Source organism: Streptomyces sp. NPDC096205, assembly GCF_044763135.1.
In the GTDB taxonomy this organism is placed as follows: Bacteria; Actinomycetota; Actinomycetes; order Streptomycetales; family Streptomycetaceae; genus Streptomyces.
Genome location: NZ_JBIWFS010000001.1, coordinates 114921 through 133235, shown reverse-complemented (window position 1 = coordinate 133235; position 18315 = coordinate 114921). Strand labels below are relative to the sequence as shown.

Here is an 18315-nt window from a genome sequence, read left to right as displayed (position 1 = left end):
GACTGGGATGGCGGGACCGAGGCCGAGGGGGAGAAGCATGGCGGCACACAGCGACACCGACGGCCGGCTGGGGGACGAGTTCTTCACCCCGGGCACGTCGTCGTTCACCGAGTTCCTGGGCGCCCACCGGCCCGAACTGCTCCCCACCCGGCGGCCGTTCCCGGACGGAGTGCGCGCCGCGGCCGACAGCCTCCCGCACGGCACGACCGTGCTCGCCCTCACCTACCGCGACGGCGTCCTAGTCGCCGGGGACCGGCGCGCCACCATGGGCAACCTCATCGCCCAGCGCGACCTGGAGAAGGTGCACCCGGCCGACGACCACACCGCGGTCGCCTTCGCCGGCACGGTCGGCCTCGCGGTGGACATGGTGAAGCTGTTCCAGGTCGAGCTGACGCACTTCGAGAAGATGGAGGGCGCGCCGATGACGCTGAACGCCAAGGCGTCCCGGCTCTCCGGCATGCTGCGGCAGAACCTCGGCCAGGCCATGCAGGGCCTCGCCGTCGTCCCGCTGCTCGCGGGCTACGACGTCACCCGCGACGAGGGCCGGCGCGGGCGCATCTTCTCCTTCGATGTCGTCGGCGGCACCTACGAGAAGGCCGAGTTCCACGCCGAGGGCTCCGGATCGCCGTACGCCCGGGGCGCGTTGAAGAAGCTGTACCGGCCGGGGATGTCCCGCCGCGAGGCGGCGCTCGCCGCGCTCCAGGCGCTGTGGGACGCCGCCGACGACGACTCCGCGACCGGCGGCCCCGACCTGAACCGGCGGATCTTCCCGATCCTGTCCGTGATCACCGAGGACGGCTTCGAGCGGCTCTCCGAGCAGGAGACGGAGCAGCTCACCCGCGAGATGGTCGAGCAGCGCCACAGCCGCCCCGACGGGCCGAACGCCACCCCGTGACAGGGGCGGCGCCCGGCCGGTCCGGCCCGGTCAGGGCGTGTACACCGCCGCGTGGTTGGTGGTGAACGCGTCGAGCTGTGAACTGCGGGCGCTGTAGAGCACCTTGGTCGCGGTGGTCGAGGCGTCCAGGACGACCTTGACGCCGAGGTCGGCGACGATGTTGTTGGTGGCCAGGTAGTTGGCGTTGCCACCCTTGACCAGGATGATCGTCGGCGAGGCCCCCGAGGGCCGGATGTTCGCTGCGTCGACCTGGAAGGAGAACTGGTTGCCGATCACGGCGTTGTCGCTGCCGTCGATGTGCACCAGCCCGAACAGGTCGTCGTAGCGGGTACTGGAGCCGTCGCCGTACACGCGCCGGAAGTGGTTGGAGCCGATCAGGCTGCCCGAACTGCCGTCGGTCAGCGCGATCATGGAGGGGAAGTTGCTCAGCAGCTTGTTGGAAGTGATCGTTGCGCGATGGCAGCCCGCGAGGGTGATGTTGCACGCCCACAGCACGCTGTTGCCGCTGATGAGCAGGCCCTCGGCGTTCTCCGCGAACACCGAGTAGCCGGCCCAGGCGCTGATCAGGAAGTTGTTGGTGATCTTCGCGACCTGGGAGGCGCCGGTCAGTTCGATGCAACTGCCGCACTCGGCGACGAAGTTGTTGGTGAAGGACGGGGCGTCCGCGCCCTTCACGATCATCGCGTGCTCCAGGTAGACGAAGCCCATCCCCTCGAAGCGCAGCGAGTCGTTGTCCGACTGCACCGATATGCCGATCTTGGAGTTGCCCGGCGTGTACGGCTTCGACGAGGACACGCCGTCGATGCAGAAGTCCTGGAACACGACGGAGTTCAGCCGCCCGACGGTCCCCGGCGCCCCGGTGCGCTGCACCAGGAACGCCTCCCGGTGCCCGTCGGTGTTCTTCACCCGGACATGACTGGCCCCGGGCTGCACCTCCACCCATGACCCGGTGGCGGACTCGTCGCGGATCGCCTCGGACAGGAAGCCGTGCCCGGAGCCCTTGATCTGGAGGAAGCTGATGTCGATCACGACCCGGGTGAGCAGGTCGTAGTGGCCCGGCGGGATGTAGATGACCGCGCCCGGTCTGCTGTTCTGGGTGGTCTGCTTGGCCTTGATGTCGGCGATGATCTCGTTGATCACCTTGCCGATGTCGGTGTACGGGGAGACGGACGCTCCCGGCCAGGTGGTGACGTCGTAGACGGTGTCTGCCATGGGGTTCCTTCCGATGCGGGCGGCGGGTCAGAGCAGGCCGACGATGGCCTCGTACGCGGGATGGCGCGGGGGCGCCGTGGGCCGGCCCGGCGGGAGCGGGCGCTCGGCGGCCTGGGCCTGGGCCTGCGCCGGGCGGCCGAGCACCGGACCGGCGAGCGCGGCCAGCGCGGCCGCACGCAGCACGGACCTGCGGGCGAGGGGTTTCTCAGCGGGCATGGCTGCTCCTGAGGAGAAGGGCGGGGTTCAGCGGACGGCGCCGGCGGTCATGCCGGCGATGACCTGCTTCTGGAAGGCCGCGTACAGGGCCAGTTGGGGCAGCAGGACGAGGGTGGCGGACGCCATCATGGCGCCGTGGTCGACGCTGTAGATGCCCTGGAACTGGGACACCCCCAGGGAGACCGTGGTCAGCGTCGGGTCGTTGACGAGCGTCACCGCGAAGGGGAACTCGTTCCAGACGTAGACGACATTGAGGATCGCCAGCGTGGCGACGACCGGCCGCATCAGCGGGAACACCACCCGCCAGGCCATCCGCCACAGCCCCACCCCGTCCATCACGGCGGCCTGTTCGACCTCTTCGGGGAAGTCCCGCAGGAAGCCGGTCAGCAGCAGGATGTTGAACGGGATCGTGACCGCGATGTACGGCAGGATCAGCGCCAGGTGCGTGCCGAACAGGCCGAGCGCGATGTCGATCCGGTACACCGGGAACAGCAGCACATAGACGGGGACGGCGAGCCCGGCCAGGAAGTAGTAGCGCAGGGTGGACTGCACGCGCCTGCGGCGCAGGACCATCCGGGTCAGGGCGAACGCCGCGAGGTAGGACACGAACAGCCCGGCCGTGACGGAGACGACCGCCAGGATCAGCGTGTTCTTGTACATCACCAGCAGGTTCAGCGTCTCCAGCGCCCGCTCGTAGTTGCCCAGGGTGAGATCGCCGAGGGAGAACGAGCGGCCCAGGATGCGGTCGTTGCTCTGGAAGGACAGCAGCACGATCCACAGCAGCGGGAAAAGGATCACGAAGGTGATCAGATAGGCGGCCGCCGAGGCCACGAGCCGGCCGCGCCGGGGGCGGCGTGGGGGCAGCGGCCGCCCCGAGGCGGACGCCGGCCGCGTGGCGGCCCTCGGGCGCGTCTTGACGATGCTCAACGTCCGCTCCTCTCCTCGCGGTTGCCGAGGAACGTGGCCGCCGAGGCGAGCGCGCCGACGGCGAAGACCACCACGGCCAGCGCCATGCCGTAGCCGTACTGCTGGGTGGTGAAGGTGACGTGGTACATGTAGCTGACCAGCACCTCGGACAGATGGACCGGGCCGCCGCCGGTCAGCGCGTAGACCAGCTCGAACACCTTGAACACACCGGTGACGACCAGCGCGGTCACGATGCCGAACGTCTCGCGCAGCATGGGTATCTGAATGTGCCTCAGCTGCTGCCACCGGGTGGCGCCGTCGAGGCTGGACGCCTCCAGCACATCGCGGGGCAGCATGCGCAGACCGGCGTAGAAGATGGTGAGGACGAAGCCGATCTGCTGCCAGAGATAGACGAAGCCGATCGAGTACGGACTGAGGGTCGGGCCGCCGATCCACTGCGGGTGGGCCGGGACGCCGATCGCCAGCAGGAAGGCGTTGAGCAGACCGATCTGCGGATCGAGGATGAAGATCCACACCAGGCCGACCAGGATCGGCGCCACGATCGCCGGCGCGAACACCAGCGCCCGCAGCGCCCCGCTGCCCCGCACCCCGCCGCTGAGCAGCACCGCGAGCAGGAAGCCCAGCGGGACCAGCAGGAACAGGGCGATGCCGAGGACGATCCCGGTGTTGCGCAGCGAGGTCCAGAAGGCCGGGTCGTCGGCCATGTGGCGGTAGTTGTCCAGGCCCGTGAAGGCGGTGGCGCTCACGCCGTCGTAGTCGGTGACGCTGTAGAAGAGGGAGTACAGGATCGGGAAGATCATGTACAGGCTGTAGAGGAGCAGGGCCGGCGCGACCAGGAGCGCGAAGTGCCGGCGTGTGGTGAGCCAGTTCATTGCGCCGCGGCCCTCACTTGAGGGACTTCTGCACGCTGCGCGCGGCCTCTTGCGGGCTGAGGCTGCCGCTCATCACGCCGTAGAAGCTGTCGTACATCGCGCTGGCGGTGGCCGCCGACACCACCAGGTCGGGCTGGGCGGCGGGGCTCTTCCAGCCCGGCTTGGCCGCCTCGTCGAGGACGGCGGTGAAGACCGGGTGCTTCCTCGGATCGACCTGGGGCCGGTACGTGGTCACCGGCGGCTGGGCGTTGTCGACGAGGATCTGCTGGCCCTCGTCGCTGTAGTAGAACTGGATGAACGCCTTCACGGCCGCGTACTTCTTCTTGTCCTCCTTCACCTTCGCGCTCACCACGAAGGGCGCGGACGGCACGTTCATCACCAGCTTCTGCTCGCCGACCCCGTCGGCGAAGGTGGGGCCGGCCCAGAAGCCGGTGCTCCTGCCGACCCCGCTCTTCTCGATCTTGGCGGCCTCCCAGACACCGGCGTCCAGGAAGGCGGCCTTGCCGGCCGTGTAGGAGGCGACCGCCTGGGCGTACGTCTGCGTCGTCATGTTCTCCGGGAAGGCGCCGGCCTCGGCCAGCTCACGCACATGCCCGTACAGGCGCAGGAAGTCGGGGTTGTCGTAGCGGGCGTTGCCCGCGAGGATCGCCGGGTACTTCTGCTCGTAGCCGAAGCGGTCGAGCATCGTCAGGAACGCCCACACGCTGAACGCCGAGCTGTTGGCGCCCTGGGCTATCGGCACGACGCCTTCCGCCTTCAACTTCTTCACGGCGGCGAGCAGTTCGTCGAAGGTCTCCGGCAGGGCGATGCCGTGCTCGTCCAGGAGCGCCTTGTTGTAGTAGAAGCCGGTGACCAGGGCCTGGTAGGGGACGCCGTACTGGATGCCGTCCCCGCTGCGGAAGGCGGCCAGCATGCTCAGGGAGAACTTCGCCTCCAGGTTCTTCTCCTGGAGGATCGGTGTCAGGTCGAGCAGGTCGCCGTCCTTGACCATCGTCTTCGCCAGCGAGTCGTAGACCCAGAAGATCTCCGGCAGGGTGTCGCTCTGCGCGGCGATCGTCATGCGCTGCTCGTGCTGTTCGACCGGCTGGCCCTCCAGCCGGATCTTCAGGTCGGGGTGACGGGAGTTGAACTCCTCGACCAGCTGCCAGGTCGCCGGGTCCTGCGTCCTGCTGTCGGGGTTGTGCATGGACAGCGTGATCACGCCGTCGGAGGCGGCGCCGCCGGTGTTCGTCGCCGAGCCGCAGGCTGTCGCCAGCAGGGAGGTCGCCGTGGCCATGATCAGGAGCCGGCCGCGGGGTTTTCTGGCACGGGGAGTCGCCATGGTGCTGAGCCTTCCGGTCGAGATGCCGTACTGCTGCAGTGCTGCGCGCAAACGTTTCGATGAAAAGTACTCAGGAGGCGAGGTGTGTCAAGAGTGTGTGTCGCGGTTGTTTCCCGGGGAGTTGGCGCAACACGCCGCTGATCTGGCCGTCCTCGGCATTGACGAGGTCCGTCGGCCGTGCGATCGTCAGCGCAAACGTTTCGACGTAGTTGGAGGAGGCCACTCACCCGTGGCGACGATCAACGACGTGGCGCGCATGGCGGGCGTGTCCACGTCCACCGTGTCCCATGTCATCAACGGCACCCGGCCCGTCCGCGAGGAGACCCGGCTCCGGGTCGAGGAGGCCGTACGGGCGACCGGATACCGGCGGGACGGGCTGGCGCGTGCGCTGCGCCGCAACCGTACCGACTCCATCGGGCTGATCGTCTCCGACGTGTCCGAACCGGCCTTCGCCGCGATGGCCCGGGGCGTCGAACGGGAGGCCACGGCTGCCGGCTACACCGTCCTGCTCGCCAACTCCGGCGAGGACCCCGACCTGGAGGCCCGCATCCTCCAGGTGCTCACCGAGCGCCGGGTCGACGGACTGGTCGTGGCCCCGGTGGCCCGCTCGCGCAGCGAGGAGATCGCCGCCGTGCTGGAGCAGGGCACACCCGTGGTGGTGATGGACCGTCTCGGCGGGGTGCGCGCCGACCAGGTGGGCGTGGAGAACACCGCGCCCATGCGGGAACTGGTGCTGCACCTGGTGGCGCACGGCCACCGCAGGATCGCGCTCGCCGCCGGGGACACCGATGTGCCGACCATCGCCGAGCGCCGGCGCGGCTACCGGGAGGCGCTCGCCGAGGCGGGCATCGAGTCCGACGCCGGCCTGGTCGTCGAGGGGAGCGGACTGGCGGACGAGACACGGGAGCGGGTACGGGGCGTGCTGCGCAGCGCGGACGCTCCGACGGCCGTGGTCGCCGCCAGTACCGAGACGGCCGTCGGAGTGCTGGAGGCGGCCAAGGAACTGGGGCTCGCCGTCCCCGACGATCTCGCCTTCGCCACGTTCGACGGCTTCCCGCACGCCGACCTGTTCCGCCCCGGCATCACCACCGTCGCCCAGCCCGCCCAGGACATCGGGGCCACGGCGATGCAGCTGCTGCTCAGCCGCATCGACGGCTCGCTCACCGCCACCGCCCGGCACCGGTCGATCCGGCTGGAGCCGGAGACGACGTACCGCGAGTCCTGCGGCTGCTGAGACTTCTGCGAAGCGGCTGCTGAGATTTCTGCGAGGCGGCTGCCGAGACTTTTCGAAGGGGCGGCGGGAGAGGTCCAGTCTCCCGCCGCCCGAGTTCAGCGACGAACCATCACTGAAGGGACCACTCTCTCATGCTGCTCGACCACCTCTCCCGGCCGGTGAGAGCCCGTACCGCCCGTGTCTCCAGCTGGGACCAGCGGGGTCGCAACCAGGACTACTGGACGACCCCGGCGAAGTCCTCCCGGGTGCTGGCCGACCTGGAGGGACCCGGCCGTATCACCCACATCTGGATGACCCAGTTCTGCCGCCGCACCCTCGGCCCCGGCCTGATCGACCCGCTGGAGGCCGACACCGTCGCCCCGGTCATGGAGATCCACAACGCGCTCGGCGTCAACTGGGAGGAGCCGGACCCCGACTACTACCGCAAGGTCCTCATCCGTATCACCTGGGACGACGAGGAGGAGCCGGCCGTCCTCGTCCCGCTGGGCGACTTCTTCGGCATCGGCCACTGTCTGCCCAACAGCTACCAGTCGGCCCTGTTCACCGTCTCCGCCAAGCCCGAGGAGTCCCTGATCTTCGGTGGCAGCGCGGCCCTGAACTGCTGGGCGCCGATGCCGTTCAACAAGCGGGCCCGTATCGAGCTGGTCAACGACAACGACCTGCCGATCCAGCAGTACTTCTACATCGACTACGAGCTGCTGCCTGAGGAACTCCCCGAGGACACCCTCTACTTCCACGCCCGCTTCCACCGCAGCAACCCCTGCAACGGCTGGGCACCCGACATCCAGACCAACAGCCCCGAGGTCAATATCGCCGACCTCACCGGCGAGGACAACTACGTCATCCTCGACACCGAGGGCAGGGGCCACTACGTCGGCTGCAACCTCTCCGTCCACCACCGGCAGGGCAGTTGGTGGGGCGAGGGCAACGACATGATCTGGATCGACGACGACTTCCTGCCCGACGGCTCCACCAGCTGGCCGCCCTCCCTGCACGGCACCGGCACCGAGGACTACTTCAACCACGCCTGGGGGATGCAGAAGAACGCCTACCTCTATCACGGCGCGATCGTCCACGAGGCCGATGTCCCCGGATACTCCGTCAACTACCGTTTCCACGTGGCCGATCCGGTCCGTTTCGAGGAGCGCATCAAGGTCTCGATCGAGCACGGCCACGGCAACCACCTCGCCGACGACTGGGCGTCCACGGCGTACTGGTACCAGACCCTGCCCTCCCCGAAGGCCACGATCCCGCCGCTGGAGCAGCGGCTTCCCGTCCGGCCCGCGGGACAGCCGATGCCGGCCGCCGCGCCGCGCTCGGGCGCGGTCGCCGAGGAGATCGCGGTGATGCGCGAGAGATACCGGGCGCGCTTCGAGCGCCATATGGAGCACCTCGCCGAACGCACCCGGCAGCGCGGCGAGCGCTCGCTGCAGGAGTCCGAGGCCAACATCAAGCAGGCCGCCGCGGTCCGCCGCCGCTACGACGAGCGCGCCGATGACTGAGACGCCCGTGCGGCCGGCGGTGACGCTCGACCCGCACTTTCCCGCCGTACACCTGCGGCCGCCCGCGAACTGGCTCAACGACCCCAACGGGCTGGTCTTCCACGACGGTCACTACCACGTCTACTTCCAGTACAACCCGCACAGCGCCCGCCACGCCGACATGCACTGGGGCCACTTCCGCAGCCGCGACCTGCTCCACTGGGAGGCCCTCCCGGTCGCCCTCGCCCCCACACCCGGCGGCGACGACGAGGGCGGCGTCTGGTCCGGCAACGCCGTGTCCCACGAGGGGCGGCTGACCGCCTTCTACTCCGCACGTCACCCGGAGCGGTGGCACCAGCCGGTGACCTCTGCGGAATCGACCGACGGCGGTACGACCTTCACCAAGCGCGGCCGGCTGCTGATCCCCGAACCGCCCGACGGCACGGTCATGTTCCGCGACCCCTATGTCTGGCGCGACGGCGACCGCTGGCGGATGCTCGTCGGCGCCGGACTCGCCGACGGCCGGGGCGCCGCCCTGGAGTACGACTCCGACGACCTGGAGGACTGGCGGTACCGGGGCGTCTTCCTGGCCCGCGCGCCACAGCCACTGGGCGACGGCCGGAACACCGAGGAGGGCTGGGAGTGCGCCCAGTACGCCTCCTTCCCCGACGGCAGCGGGGCCGTCCTGGTCAGCGCCTGGGATCCGGAGGAGGGCGCGAGCTGCACGGCGTACTTCCCGGGCCGGGAGAGCGACGGCACCTTCCGGGCGGGCGAGGCCCGACTCCTCGACCACGGCCCCGACTTCTACGCCCCCGCTCTGCTGCGCGCACCCGACGGGCGGCTGCTGATGTGGGCGTGGCTCTGGGAGGCCCGGGACGCGGAGCGGGTCGGCGCGCCGAGCGGCTGGACCGACGAGGCGGGCTGGGCCGGGATGCTGTCGCTGCCCCGCGAACTGACCACCGCCGAGGACGGCACCCTGCGCCAGCGGCCCGCCCTCGAATTGACCGCCCTGCGCCGGGACCGCCGGATCGACGCGGCCGGAGAGGTGACACCGGGCGACGCGGTGGAGCTGGGCTCCGTCTCCCGCGCCGCCGATGTGACGGCCCGGCTGGGCCGCGGCGGCCGGCTGCGGCTGCTCACCTCCGCCGACGGCGCCGAGTACCTGGACCTCGTGCACGACCCCGGCACCGGCGAGCTGATCGTCGACCGCGACCACGCCTCGCTCGACCCGCGCGCCCGGCGGGGCCGGTGGCGGCTGCCGCCGGAGGGCGCGACGGCCGAGGTGCGGCTGCTGATCGACCACTCCGCCGTGGAGGTCTTCACCGCCGAGGGCCGCACCCTCACCCTGCGCTTCTACCCGGTGGGGAAGGGCCCCTGGCGGCTGCGGGCGGACACCGTGGGGGAGCGGCGGGTCGCGTACGAGGTGCGCGCCTGGGACCTGTGACGGGGGACCTGTGACGTGAGGGGCGTAGGAGGACCTGCGATGCGAGAGGCGTACGAGGACCTGTGACGTGAGGGGCGTACGAGCCCTGTCGAGGTTTCGGACCCTGTCACGGGAAACGCGGAAGGGGACGCCGGGAACAGGCCCGGCGTCCCCGGCCCAGCTGTGAGGGAGGTAGCAGCCATGGCGAGCGAACAGGGTGAGCCCGAACCGATGGCCGACGACGCCTACCAGCCGACAGGCGACAACGAGGAACAGCAGGACGCGGCCCCGCTCGACCCGGAGGACACCCTGGACGAACCCACCTACGACGAGACGCTCGACCGCGGCTACTCCCCGCCCGAACGGCCGCTCGGCGTCACCAAGCACGGCACCACGGCCGCCGAGCAGCGCGAAGGGGAGAGCCTCGACGAGCGACTGGCACAGGAGAGGCCGGAGCAGGACGTCTGACCGGCGGGAGTTCTCCGACCTGAGGCGTCGAATATCGCGTGCGGTGCGGCCGGCCGGCGATGCAGACTCGCTGCATGGCGGACATAGAGGCGTTCCGGGACGCGGTCACCGTATGGGCGGGCGGCGGTTCCGGCGAGGCGGCGGCGGAATTGGCCGGGCAGTTGGGCGTGCGGAGCGCGGTGCTGCTGGAGGGGCTCAGCGATCTCGCGGCCGTCGAGGCGCTGGCGGCGGGGCGCGGCCGGGACCTCGCCGACGAGGGGGTGTGCGCCCTGTCGATGGGCGGCGCGATGAACGTCGGCCGCTACACCGAGCTGCTGGGACCTCCCGGGCTCGGGTTGCGCCTGGCCGGCCTGTGCGACGAGCGCGAGCAGCCCTTCTACGACCGGGCCCTGACGCGCGTCGGCGCACCGCACGAAGGCTTCTTCGTGTGCGTGCGCGACCTGGAGGACGAGCTGATCCGCGCGCTGGGCACGGAGAAGGTCGAGGAGATCGTGCGCGAGGAGGGCGATCTGCGGGCCTGGCAGACCTTCCTGCACCAGCCCGCGCAGCACGGCAGGCCCCGGCATCTCCAGCTCCAGCGCTTCCTCGGCACCAAGAAGGGCCGCAAGATCCGCTACGGCCGTCTGCTGGTCGAGGCACTCGGACCCGGGCAGGTGCCGGCCCCGCTGGACGACCTGCTCGCGAGCCTGTGACCGACGCCGTCGCGTGCGGTCACAGGCTCACGTACTGCCTGCGTGCTGCCTCAGGGGAGCAGCTTGTCGAGGGCTGCGGGACCCTCTTGCGCCAGCTTCCGCTTCGCCCACTCCAGGTTTCGCGGAGTGAGGTCCTTGCCCGAGGCGAGGACGATGTCTTCCGCCGACACATCGACGCCGGTGCGGGTGTGGAGGAGGTTGTCCGGAGTGGCGCGGTCCGGACGCCAGGACGCCTCGGGCTGAGAACCTTCGGGCTGTGAAGTAGACATGATCGGTGCTCCTCCGGTCAGGGAGTGTGCTGCGGCCCCGCAGAGTCTTCGGGTCCACTAACACCATTCAACGCCTCGGCCCGAAATGCATCCGGAGAACCGTACGGAGACCTCTCCGGAAGAACACTCAGCGCACTCGCGCCGCGATCGTCCGCGCGCTCTCCACCGACTCCGTGTGCGCGGTGTCGATCTCGAGGTCGTACGTCACGCCGCGGTGGACCAGTTCGGCCTGCTGCGCGGCCATGCCGACGGCGCGGTCGCCGCGCGCCAGTTCACGGCCCGCGGCGACCTCGGGGGCGCAGCGCACGCCGACCCACAGCACGTCCAGGTCGCTCAGTGCCTTCTGCCAGCGGCGCTGGGAGTCGGCGCCGCCGAGGAACACGTCGTCGAGGATCACCCGGGCCCCGGCGCGGACCATGGCGGCCACGCCCTCCAGCCAGGCCGCCTCCAGCGCCATGAAGTCGGCGCCGACGCTGACCGTGCCGTCCGGGCCGATGTCGAGGCCGGTGTCGGAGTTCTGCAGGGCGGCGGGCAGCGCGTCGACGAAGGTGTCGACACTGAGCGCCAGCCACGGATCCGGCAGCACGGCCTGCAGACAGCGCACGATGCCGGTCTTGCCGGAGCTGGAACCGCCGTTGAGGAAGATCACCTGAGTCGCCACCGCGCCACCATAGAGGCGCACGGCGTCCGCTCCCACCGTATTTCGCTCAGCCCTCGTCGGTGTTCAGCAGCCCTTCCGCCTCGGCGAGGATCTCCGTGACCCGCAGTCCGAACGCGGCGTCGCACGGATGCGGGCGGCCCGTGCGGGCGGCGGCCAGCAGCGCGTCGGCGGCCCGGGACAGCGCGGGCACCGGACCGTCGCCGCCGCTGGGCAGCCGGGCGACCCCGGCCGAGCCGCGCAGTTCCACCTCGGCGCCGGCCGCCGCGGGCGGGGCGGTGAGGCTGAGGGTGACCGAGCTGAAGGCGCCGCCGTCGTGCTCGACGACGAGGTGAGCGGTGTCCCCGGGGCCGTACGCGGCGGCCGCCACCCGCACCGCGTCGCCGAGCACCGGCAGCAGCACGGACAGGGCGTGCGGGCCCACGTCCCACAGGGCGCCCTTCTCGCGCCGCCAGGGGGAGTGGGCGAACGGACTGTCGCCGCCGCTGAAGACCGAGCCGAGCCATTGGGCCCGCGCGGTGAACCAGCCCTCCTCGGCGGCCTGTTCGGTGATCCAGGTGGCGGCCGCCGGCTGGAAGCGGGTCGTGAAGAAGACGACCGACGCCACCTGCGCCTCCCGTGCGGCCTCGGCCACGGCCCGCGCCTCGCGGACCGTCGCCGCCAGCGGCTTGTCGAGCAGCAGATGACGTCCCGCCCGGGCCGCCCGCACCGCGAGGTCGGCCTGCACACCCGGCGGCAGCGCCACCGCGACGGCGTCCACGTCGGCGAGGAGCGCGTCGACATCGTCGTACGCACGCGCCCCGTGCAGTCCGGCCAGCTCCTTGGCGGCGTCCGGGCGGCGCCCCCACACGCCCGTGAGGTCCAGCTGAGGGTGTGCCGCCAGGGCGGGTGCGTGGGCCATCTGCGCCCAGGGGCCGGTGCCGAGCAGTCCGATGCGCATACCGCCGCCTCTCCACGGTGCCGAGGGGGACCGGCGGCCGGGCCACCGGTTCGCAGGTGAGCGTGCCACACGCCCCGGCCGCAGGCCCAGCCCCTCGGCGTGGGCGCCCGGGGGGCGCAACGACGCACGACCGGTGATTTCGCCGGTGGCGCCGGACGCGGAGGCACGGACAGTGGCAGTCGTCGACCGACGCGTACATGCCACCCGGTCGGTTCGACAGGCACATCTCCCCAAGATCCACGACCGAGAGGACGACTCGTCGTGCAGCATCCCCACACCCCCACCCACCGCAGGACCCGTCGCCTGGCCGGGACGGTCGCCGCCCTCGCGGCCGTCATCGGGCTCGGCACCCTGTCCGGACCCGGCGCCCACGCCGCCGACAACCCCTACGAGCGCGGCCCCGCCCCGACCACCTCGAGCATCGAGGCCCTGCGCGGCCCCTACGCGGTCTCCGAGACGACGGTGTCCTCGCTGCTGGTGACCGACTTCGGCGGCGGCACCGTCTACTACCCGACCAGCACCGCCGACGGCACCTTCGGCGCGATCGCGATCTCGCCCGGCTACACCGGCACCCAGTCCTCCATCTCCTGGCTGGGCCCCCGGCTGGCCTCCCAGGGCTTCGTGGTGTTCACCATCGACACCCTCACCACCCTCGACCAGCCCGACTCACGCGGGCGCCAGCTGCTCGCCGCGCTGGACTACCTCACCCAGCGCAGCTCCGTGCGCTCCCGCATCGACACCAGCCGGCTCGGCGTGATGGGCCACTCCATGGGCGGCGGCGGCAGCCTGGAGGCCGCCAAGGACCGGCCGTCCCTCCAGGCGGCGATCCCGCTGACCCCGTGGAACCTCGACAAGACCTGGCCCGAGGTCAGCACGCCGACCCTGATCTTCGGCGCCGACGGCGACACGATCGCGCCGGTCGCCGGCCACGCCGAGCCCTTCTACAGCAGCCTGCCCTCCGGTACGGACCGGGCGTACCTGGAGCTCAACAACGCCACGCACTTCTCGCCGAACACGTCGAACACGACGATCGCGAAGTACAGCATTTCCTGGCTGAAGCGGTTCATCGACAACGACACCCGCTACGAGCAGTTCCTGTGCCCGCTGCCCCGGCCGAGCCTGACGATCGAGGAGTACCGCGGCAACTGTCCGCACGCCTCCTGACCGCTTCGGCGGCTGTGCCGGTGCACGGGCGCGGGGCACTCGCGCTGGGCGCCGGCACAGAGCGTGGACGCGCGCCCGCCCGAAACGGCAGGTGGGGCGCGTGAGCGGGGCCGGCCGGTACGGACGTACGGCTTCCGGCCGCGGTTACCCGTACGTAACCTCGCGGGAGTGACCGGACGGACGACGAGCGTGACGACGGCCCCGCGCATCCACGGGCGTGGGCCCCATCTGCGTGCCGTGGCCGCGCTGTCGGACGCCCTTCCGCAGCGTCCCGGCGCGCTCCTGCTCACCGGAGAGCCCGGGATCGGCCGCACCACCCTGCTCGACCACGCGGCCCGCTCCTTCACCGCAGGCCAGGCACTCCTCCTGCGAGCGGCCCCGGAACAGGGGCTGCGGCCGTACGACGGACTGCGCGCGTTGGCCGGGGCGCTCGGGGCCGTGCCGGGCCGGGTGGCGGAGCCCGAGGCGCGGGTCGAGCCGCTGCTCTCGGCGCTGCGGCGGGCGGCCGACGGCCGTCCGCTCCTGCTGTGCCTGGACGACGTCCACCTCTGGGACGCCCCGTCCCGCACCCTGCTGGGCCGTGCCGCACGGCGACTGCCGGAGGCCGGCCCGGTGGGACTCCTGCTCTCCGCCGCCGGGTACGCCCCGCCCGAGCCGGCCGGGCTGCCCGTGCTGCACCTCGGTCCGCTGCCGGCCCCGGACGCCGGCGCCCTGCTGGACGACCTGACCGACCCGGCCCTCGACCCGGCCGTACGGGACGAGCTGCTGGAGCACGCCGACGGGAACCCGGCGTTGCTGCTCGCCCTGGCGGGCCGCCTCTCACCCGCCCAACTGGACGGCCGGCAGCCCCTGCCCCACGCCCTCACCGACACCCTCACGGCGCTCGCGGCCCCGTGCCTGCACGGCCTTTCGCCGCAGGAGGCCGACCTGCTGCTGCTCACGGCGACGGCCCTGCGGGACACGGAGGGGGAAGACGCCGACGCGAGGGTGGTCGGGGCCGCGCTGGAGTGCCTGAGGGACGGGTCGGTCGCAGGTCGTGCGCCCCGCGGCGATGCGCCCTTCCCCGTCCCCCGCCGCGCGGGCCGGTTGGGCGAGCGCGGAGTCGGCGCCGGACATCTCCTCGCCGCCCGGGCCGAGCCGGTCGAGGAACTGGCCGCCGCGGTGGCCCGCCTGGTGCGGCTCGTTGACGGGCAGCTCCGCTTCGCCGGGCCGGTTCTGCGCAGGGCCGTGTACGCCGGGGCGAGTCCGGACCGGCGTCGCGCGGCGCACGGGGCCCTCGCCCGGGTCCTGGAGCGCGACGGCGACCGGCTGCGCGCCCTGCTGCACCGGGCCCGGGCCGGCACGGGCCCCGCCCCGTCGCTCGCGGCGGAGCTGACGGCCGCCGCGACCGACCCCCGCTCACCGGCCCCGCCCCGGCTGCGCTCGCTGGCCTACGCCGGCGCCGCCGAGCTGATGGCCGACGAGGCGGCTCGCGCGCAGTGCCGTACCGCCGCCGCCGAGCAGGCGCTGCGCGCCGGGCTGCCGCGCCGCGCGCTGGCCCTGCTGGACACCGTCACCAACGCGCCCGTCCCCGACGCCGTACGCGGCCGGGCCGAGCTGCTCCGCGGCAGCGCCCAGTTGCTCGACGGCCCCACCGCCACCGCCCGCGCGTCCCTGCTGACGGCCGCGGCCCTCCTCACCACCGACGCCCTCGCCCTCGCGGCCACCGCGACGACCGGCGCCGCGGACGCGGCCTGGGCGGCGGGCGACCTCCCCGGCGCTCTGGAGTCGCTCGCCGAGGCCCAGCCCCACCTGGACGACTACCGCCGAGGACTGCGGGCCGTGCTGGAGGGGCGACGAGAGGAGGGCGCGCAGGTGCTGAGGCGGGTGGTCGCGGGCGAGGCCGACGGTGAGGGCTCGCTGCGGGCCGCCGCGGCCGCGCTCGTCGTGGGGGACATGCCCGCGGCCTCCCGGGTGGCGGCAAGGGCGGCGGCGGTCGGCAGGGCCGACGGGAACCGGGGAGTCGTCCCGCGGGCGCTGGAGTACCTGGCCTACGCCGAACTGCGCAGCGGACGGCACGCACAGGCGCGGGCCCATGCCGAGGAGGGGCTGCGAGAGGCCGAGCGGGCCGGACAGCGCAACACGGCGGCCGGTCATCACGCCGTACTGGCGCTGGCTGCGTCGATCGAGGGCGAGCCGGCCGCGGTCGCCGGGCACGCGGCGGCCGCGCTGGCCACGGCCCGGCGGCACGGGCTGGCGCAGACGGCCACCCTGGCCCAGTGGGCACTGGCCCGCGCGGACCTCGGGCGCGGGCGCCCCCTGGAGGCCGCCGACCGGCTCGGCCCGCTCGTGCGGCCCGGCCCCCGGCGCGGCCACTTCGCCGTGTGGATGCTCGCCGTGCCCTGTTTCGTGGAGGCCGCCGCCCTCGCCGGCCGTCCGGCGGACGCCCGGCGCGCGGTCGCGGACCTCGCGGCCTGGGCCGCCTTCGGCGCCGACCCGCAGGCCCCCGCCCAGCTGCTGCGCTGCCGCGCCCTGCTCGCCCCGCCGGAACACGCCGACAGGCTGTACACGCGGGCCCTGGACCTGCACGAACGGACCACCGGCGACTTCGAGCGGGCCCGTACGGAGCTGCTGTACGGCAAGTGGCTGCGGCGCCGCCGCAGGCTGCGCGAGGCCCGCGACCGGCTCGGCGCGGCCCTGGTCGGCTTCGAGAGCTGCGGCGCCCGGGTATGGGCCGAGCAGGCGCGCGGCGAGCTGCGGGCGCACGGCACCGCACCGGGCGCCGTCCACGCGGAGGGGCTGGACCGGCTCACACCCCAGCAGTGCCGGATCGCCCGGTATGTCGCCGACGGGGCCACCAACCGCGAGGTCGCCCGCATCCTCTCGGTCAGCACCCGCACCGTCGACTACCACCTGCGCAACGTCTTCGCGGCCCTCGGCGTCCGCTCCCGAGTCGAGCTCGCCCGCCTGGTCGAGCAGGCCGAGCAGCCCCAGGCGCGCCCATGACCCCCGGGGAGCCCGCCGCCCCGCGCAAGATCGGCCAGGGGAAATCGCTCCCGGAGCCTAGGGACCGACCGGACGGTATGTCATCCTTCCGGCAGGATGAATCAGGTCGCACACCCTGGGGGAGGACCGTGATGCACCGCGCCGTACGGCACCGCACGCCGAACCGGCCCGTACCAGCCGTCGCACCGCAGCCGCGGACGAGGCCGGTCCGGTCGCTGATCGACGCCGACGCCATCGCCGTCCTGCACCGCGCGGCCCGCGTGCTGCAGGCGGACCTGGCCGAACTCACCGACCGCCTGATGGCCGTCGTACAGGACCAGGAGCCGGCCTACCGGGCCGCCGTCACGAGCGACCCCGCCGGCATCTGGCAGGAGATGCACCGCTCGCTGCGGCACAGCGTCGCCTCACTGCTCGACCCGCGCGGCTCCCGCGACGCCGCCCGCCGCTGCTCCTGGAAGATCGGCGCGACCCGCGCGGAACAGGGCGTACCGCTGGACGCGCTGCTGCACGCCTTCCGCCTCGGCGGCTCCCTGGTGTGGCAGCGGCTGGTGGAGGAGACCTCGCGCACCGCACCCGAGGACGTCCGCCTGCTCGTCCACGTCGCCTCCGACATCTGGAACTTCGTCGACGAGCACTGCACCCTCGTCGCCGACGCCTACCGCCAGGTCGAACGGCAGCTGGCCTGGCAGCGGGAGAACCGGGTGCGGGTGCTGGTCGCCGCGCTGCTCGACGGGTCCAGCCGGATCGCGGACCTGCCCGAGACGGCACAGGTCCTGGATCTGCCGGAACAGGGGCGGTATGTCGTCCTCGCGGTGGCCGGGGGGCGGGGCGGTGATCTGCTGCCGGGTGTGCGGGTGCACTGGCACACGGGCGTCGAGGTGGACTACGGCATCGTCCGCGGGGACCTGCCGGAGCGAATCGAGGCGGGGTCCGGGGTGCGGATCGGGGTGAGCGGCGGCGTCGCGGGGCTGGCGGCGGTGGGGGACGCCCGGGCGCAGGCCGATCTCGCGTTGAGGCTGTGTCCGGAGGCAGGGGGTGTCGTGCGGCTCGCCGAGCGACTGCCGGCCGCGCTTGTCGTCTCCAGCCCGGATCTCGGAGGCGCCCTCGCCGAGCAGGTCCTCGGGGCGTTGGCCGGGCTCGATCCGGCCGATCGGGAGGTGCTGCTGGACACGGTGGGGGTGTGGCTGGCGTGCGACGGCTCCGCGCAGCGGGCCGGGGAGCGGTTGTACTGCCATCGGAACACCGTGCTGAATCGGTTGCGGCGGTTCGAGCAGCTCAGTGGGAGGTCGCTTGCTCGGCCTGCGGACCTGGTCGAGGTGAGTCTTGCCCTGACCGCGCGTCGGGTGCTGCCTGGGTGATGTGCGCCTGCTGATCTGCCTCGTCTCGTCGTCGGCGGGTGCGGGTTGTCTGTGGTTTCTCGCGCCCACGCGGCGGAGCCGCATATCGGCACAGCCCCGCGCCCCTGAAGTACCCCCTCTGGGCGTCGGCACAATGAGCGGCCGCACACCCTGGTCACCCGCAGCCCTCCCGCTGATCTCTCTGTACCGGTCCGCCACCC

Annotated in this window: 16 protein-coding genes and 1 pseudogene; 9 read left to right on the top strand and 8 right to left on the bottom strand. The window is 72.3% G+C overall.

Annotated features, from left to right (window positions below; all coding sequences use genetic code 11):
* The first annotated feature begins 37 nt into the window (after positions 1 to 37).
* Entirely contained in the window at positions 38 to 895 is an 858-nt protein-coding gene (prcB, locus tag ACIQ6Y_RS00590; protein WP_404030797.1) for a proteasome subunit beta, read from the top strand.
* Positions 896 to 925: 30 nt separating this feature from the next.
* Here prcB and ACIQ6Y_RS00585 read toward each other — a convergent pair whose 3' ends face one another.
* The 5 genes from ACIQ6Y_RS00585 to ACIQ6Y_RS00565 are packed head-to-tail and all read right to left on the bottom strand — an operon-like array spanning position 926 to position 5443.
* Entirely contained in the window at positions 926 to 2107 is a 1182-nt protein-coding gene (locus ACIQ6Y_RS00585; protein WP_404030795.1) for a NosD domain-containing protein, read from the bottom strand.
* A 27-nt stretch (positions 2108 to 2134) separates the two neighbouring features.
* Entirely contained in the window at positions 2135 to 2323 is a 189-nt protein-coding gene (locus ACIQ6Y_RS00580; protein ID WP_404030792.1) for a hypothetical protein, read from the bottom strand.
* A gap of 27 nt (positions 2324 to 2350) precedes the next feature.
* Entirely contained in the window at positions 2351 to 3250 is a 900-nt protein-coding gene (locus ACIQ6Y_RS00575) for a carbohydrate ABC transporter permease (RefSeq protein ID WP_404030789.1), read from the bottom strand.
* Positions 3247 to 4122: a carbohydrate ABC transporter permease gene (locus ACIQ6Y_RS00570; protein WP_404030787.1), complete on the bottom strand. Its 876-nt coding sequence runs from the start codon at positions 4120 to 4122 to the stop codon at positions 3247 to 3249. Before ACIQ6Y_RS00570 ends, ACIQ6Y_RS00575 begins: the two co-directional genes overlap by 4 nt.
* A gap of 13 nt (positions 4123 to 4135) precedes the next feature.
* Positions 4136 to 5443, bottom strand: a complete 1308-nt coding sequence (locus tag ACIQ6Y_RS00565; protein WP_404030784.1) for an ABC transporter substrate-binding protein — start codon at positions 5441 to 5443, stop codon at positions 4136 to 4138.
* A gap of 229 nt (positions 5444 to 5672) precedes the next feature.
* Here ACIQ6Y_RS00565 and ACIQ6Y_RS00560 point away from each other — a divergent pair, with 229 nt between their 5' ends.
* The 5 genes and pseudogenes from ACIQ6Y_RS00560 (at position 5673) to ACIQ6Y_RS00540 (ending at position 10741) form a co-directional block, all read left to right on the top strand.
* Entirely contained in the window at positions 5673 to 6677 is a 1005-nt protein-coding gene (locus tag ACIQ6Y_RS00560; RefSeq protein WP_404030782.1) for a LacI family DNA-binding transcriptional regulator, read from the top strand.
* Positions 6678 to 6808: 131 nt separating this feature from the next.
* Positions 6809 to 8179 (top strand): glycoside hydrolase family 172 protein, encoded by a 1371-nt coding sequence (locus ACIQ6Y_RS00555; protein ID WP_404030779.1) that lies wholly within the window; start codon positions 6809 to 6811, stop codon positions 8177 to 8179.
* On the top strand, positions 8172 to 9602 hold the full coding sequence (locus tag ACIQ6Y_RS00550) for a glycoside hydrolase family 32 protein (RefSeq protein WP_404030776.1): 1431 nt from the start codon (positions 8172 to 8174) through the stop codon (positions 9600 to 9602). Before ACIQ6Y_RS00555 ends, ACIQ6Y_RS00550 begins: the two co-directional genes overlap by 8 nt.
* A gap of 180 nt (positions 9603 to 9782) precedes the next feature.
* A pseudogene (locus tag ACIQ6Y_RS00545) lies at positions 9783 to 10037 on the top strand (hypothetical protein); the annotation flags it as partial.
* Between the two features lie 86 nt (positions 10038 to 10123).
* Positions 10124 to 10741, top strand: a complete 618-nt coding sequence (locus tag ACIQ6Y_RS00540) for a TOPRIM nucleotidyl transferase/hydrolase domain-containing protein (RefSeq protein WP_404030773.1) — start codon at positions 10124 to 10126, stop codon at positions 10739 to 10741.
* A gap of 50 nt (positions 10742 to 10791) precedes the next feature.
* Here the strand turns inward: ACIQ6Y_RS00540 and ACIQ6Y_RS00535 are convergent, their stop codons facing one another.
* From ACIQ6Y_RS00535 to ACIQ6Y_RS00525, 3 genes are all read right to left on the bottom strand, one after another.
* Positions 10792 to 11010 (bottom strand): hypothetical protein, encoded by a 219-nt coding sequence (locus tag ACIQ6Y_RS00535; protein ID WP_404030770.1) that lies wholly within the window; start codon positions 11008 to 11010, stop codon positions 10792 to 10794.
* A gap of 127 nt (positions 11011 to 11137) precedes the next feature.
* Positions 11138 to 11671 carry a chloramphenicol phosphotransferase CPT gene (gene cpt / locus ACIQ6Y_RS00530; protein WP_404030767.1) on the bottom strand — a complete coding sequence of 178 codons (534 nt, stop codon included), beginning with the start codon at positions 11669 to 11671 and terminating at the stop codon, positions 11138 to 11140.
* A gap of 46 nt (positions 11672 to 11717) precedes the next feature.
* Entirely contained in the window at positions 11718 to 12608 is an 891-nt protein-coding gene (locus ACIQ6Y_RS00525; RefSeq protein ID WP_404030764.1) for a Gfo/Idh/MocA family protein, read from the bottom strand.
* 261 nt (positions 12609 to 12869) lie between these two features.
* Here ACIQ6Y_RS00525 and ACIQ6Y_RS00520 point away from each other — a divergent pair, with 261 nt between their 5' ends.
* The 3 genes from ACIQ6Y_RS00520 to ACIQ6Y_RS00510 all read left to right on the top strand — a co-directional run bounded on the left by ACIQ6Y_RS00520 (position 12870) and on the right by ACIQ6Y_RS00510 (position 18115).
* Positions 12870 to 13772 carry a dienelactone hydrolase family protein gene (locus ACIQ6Y_RS00520; RefSeq protein ID WP_404030762.1) on the top strand — a complete coding sequence of 301 codons (903 nt, stop codon included), beginning with the start codon at positions 12870 to 12872 and terminating at the stop codon, positions 13770 to 13772.
* Between the two features lie 168 nt (positions 13773 to 13940).
* Positions 13941 to 16757, top strand: coding sequence for a LuxR C-terminal-related transcriptional regulator (locus ACIQ6Y_RS00515; RefSeq protein ID WP_404030760.1), 2817 nt, complete (start codon positions 13941 to 13943; stop codon positions 16755 to 16757).
* Between the two features lie 131 nt (positions 16758 to 16888).
* A complete protein-coding gene (locus ACIQ6Y_RS00510) occupies positions 16889 to 18115 on the top strand; it encodes a PucR family transcriptional regulator (protein ID WP_404030758.1) in 1227 nt (408 codons plus the stop codon).
* Positions 18116 to 18315 lie beyond the last annotated feature (200 nt).

Bases quoted from the DNA above. Each gene is read 5' to 3' on its own strand.
- ACIQ6Y_RS00535 (WP_404030770.1), bottom strand. From the start codon at position 11,010: ATGTCTACTTCACAGCCCGAAGGTTCTCAGCCCGAGGCGTCCTGGCGT.
- ACIQ6Y_RS00540 (WP_404030773.1), top strand. From the start codon at position 10,124: ATGGCGGACATAGAGGCGTTCCGGGACGCGGTCACCGTATGGGCGGGC.
- ACIQ6Y_RS00510 (WP_404030758.1), top strand. From the start codon at position 16,889: ATGCACCGCGCCGTACGGCACCGCACGCCGAACCGGCCCGTACCAGCC.
- prcB (WP_404030797.1), top strand. From the start codon at position 38: ATGGCGGCACACAGCGACACCGACGGCCGGCTGGGGGACGAGTTCTTC.
- ACIQ6Y_RS00570 (WP_404030787.1), bottom strand. From the start codon at position 4,122: ATGAACTGGCTCACCACACGCCGGCACTTCGCGCTCCTGGTCGCGCCG.
- ACIQ6Y_RS00555 (WP_404030779.1), top strand. From the start codon at position 6,809: ATGCTGCTCGACCACCTCTCCCGGCCGGTGAGAGCCCGTACCGCCCGT.
- ACIQ6Y_RS00550 (WP_404030776.1), top strand. From the start codon at position 8,172: ATGACTGAGACGCCCGTGCGGCCGGCGGTGACGCTCGACCCGCACTTT.
- ACIQ6Y_RS00585 (WP_404030795.1), bottom strand. From the start codon at position 2,107: ATGGCAGACACCGTCTACGACGTCACCACCTGGCCGGGAGCGTCCGTC.
- ACIQ6Y_RS00565 (WP_404030784.1), bottom strand. From the start codon at position 5,443: ATGGCGACTCCCCGTGCCAGAAAACCCCGCGGCCGGCTCCTGATCATG.
- ACIQ6Y_RS00525 (WP_404030764.1), bottom strand. From the start codon at position 12,608: ATGCGCATCGGACTGCTCGGCACCGGCCCCTGGGCGCAGATGGCCCAC.
- ACIQ6Y_RS00580 (WP_404030792.1), bottom strand. From the start codon at position 2,323: ATGCCCGCTGAGAAACCCCTCGCCCGCAGGTCCGTGCTGCGTGCGGCC.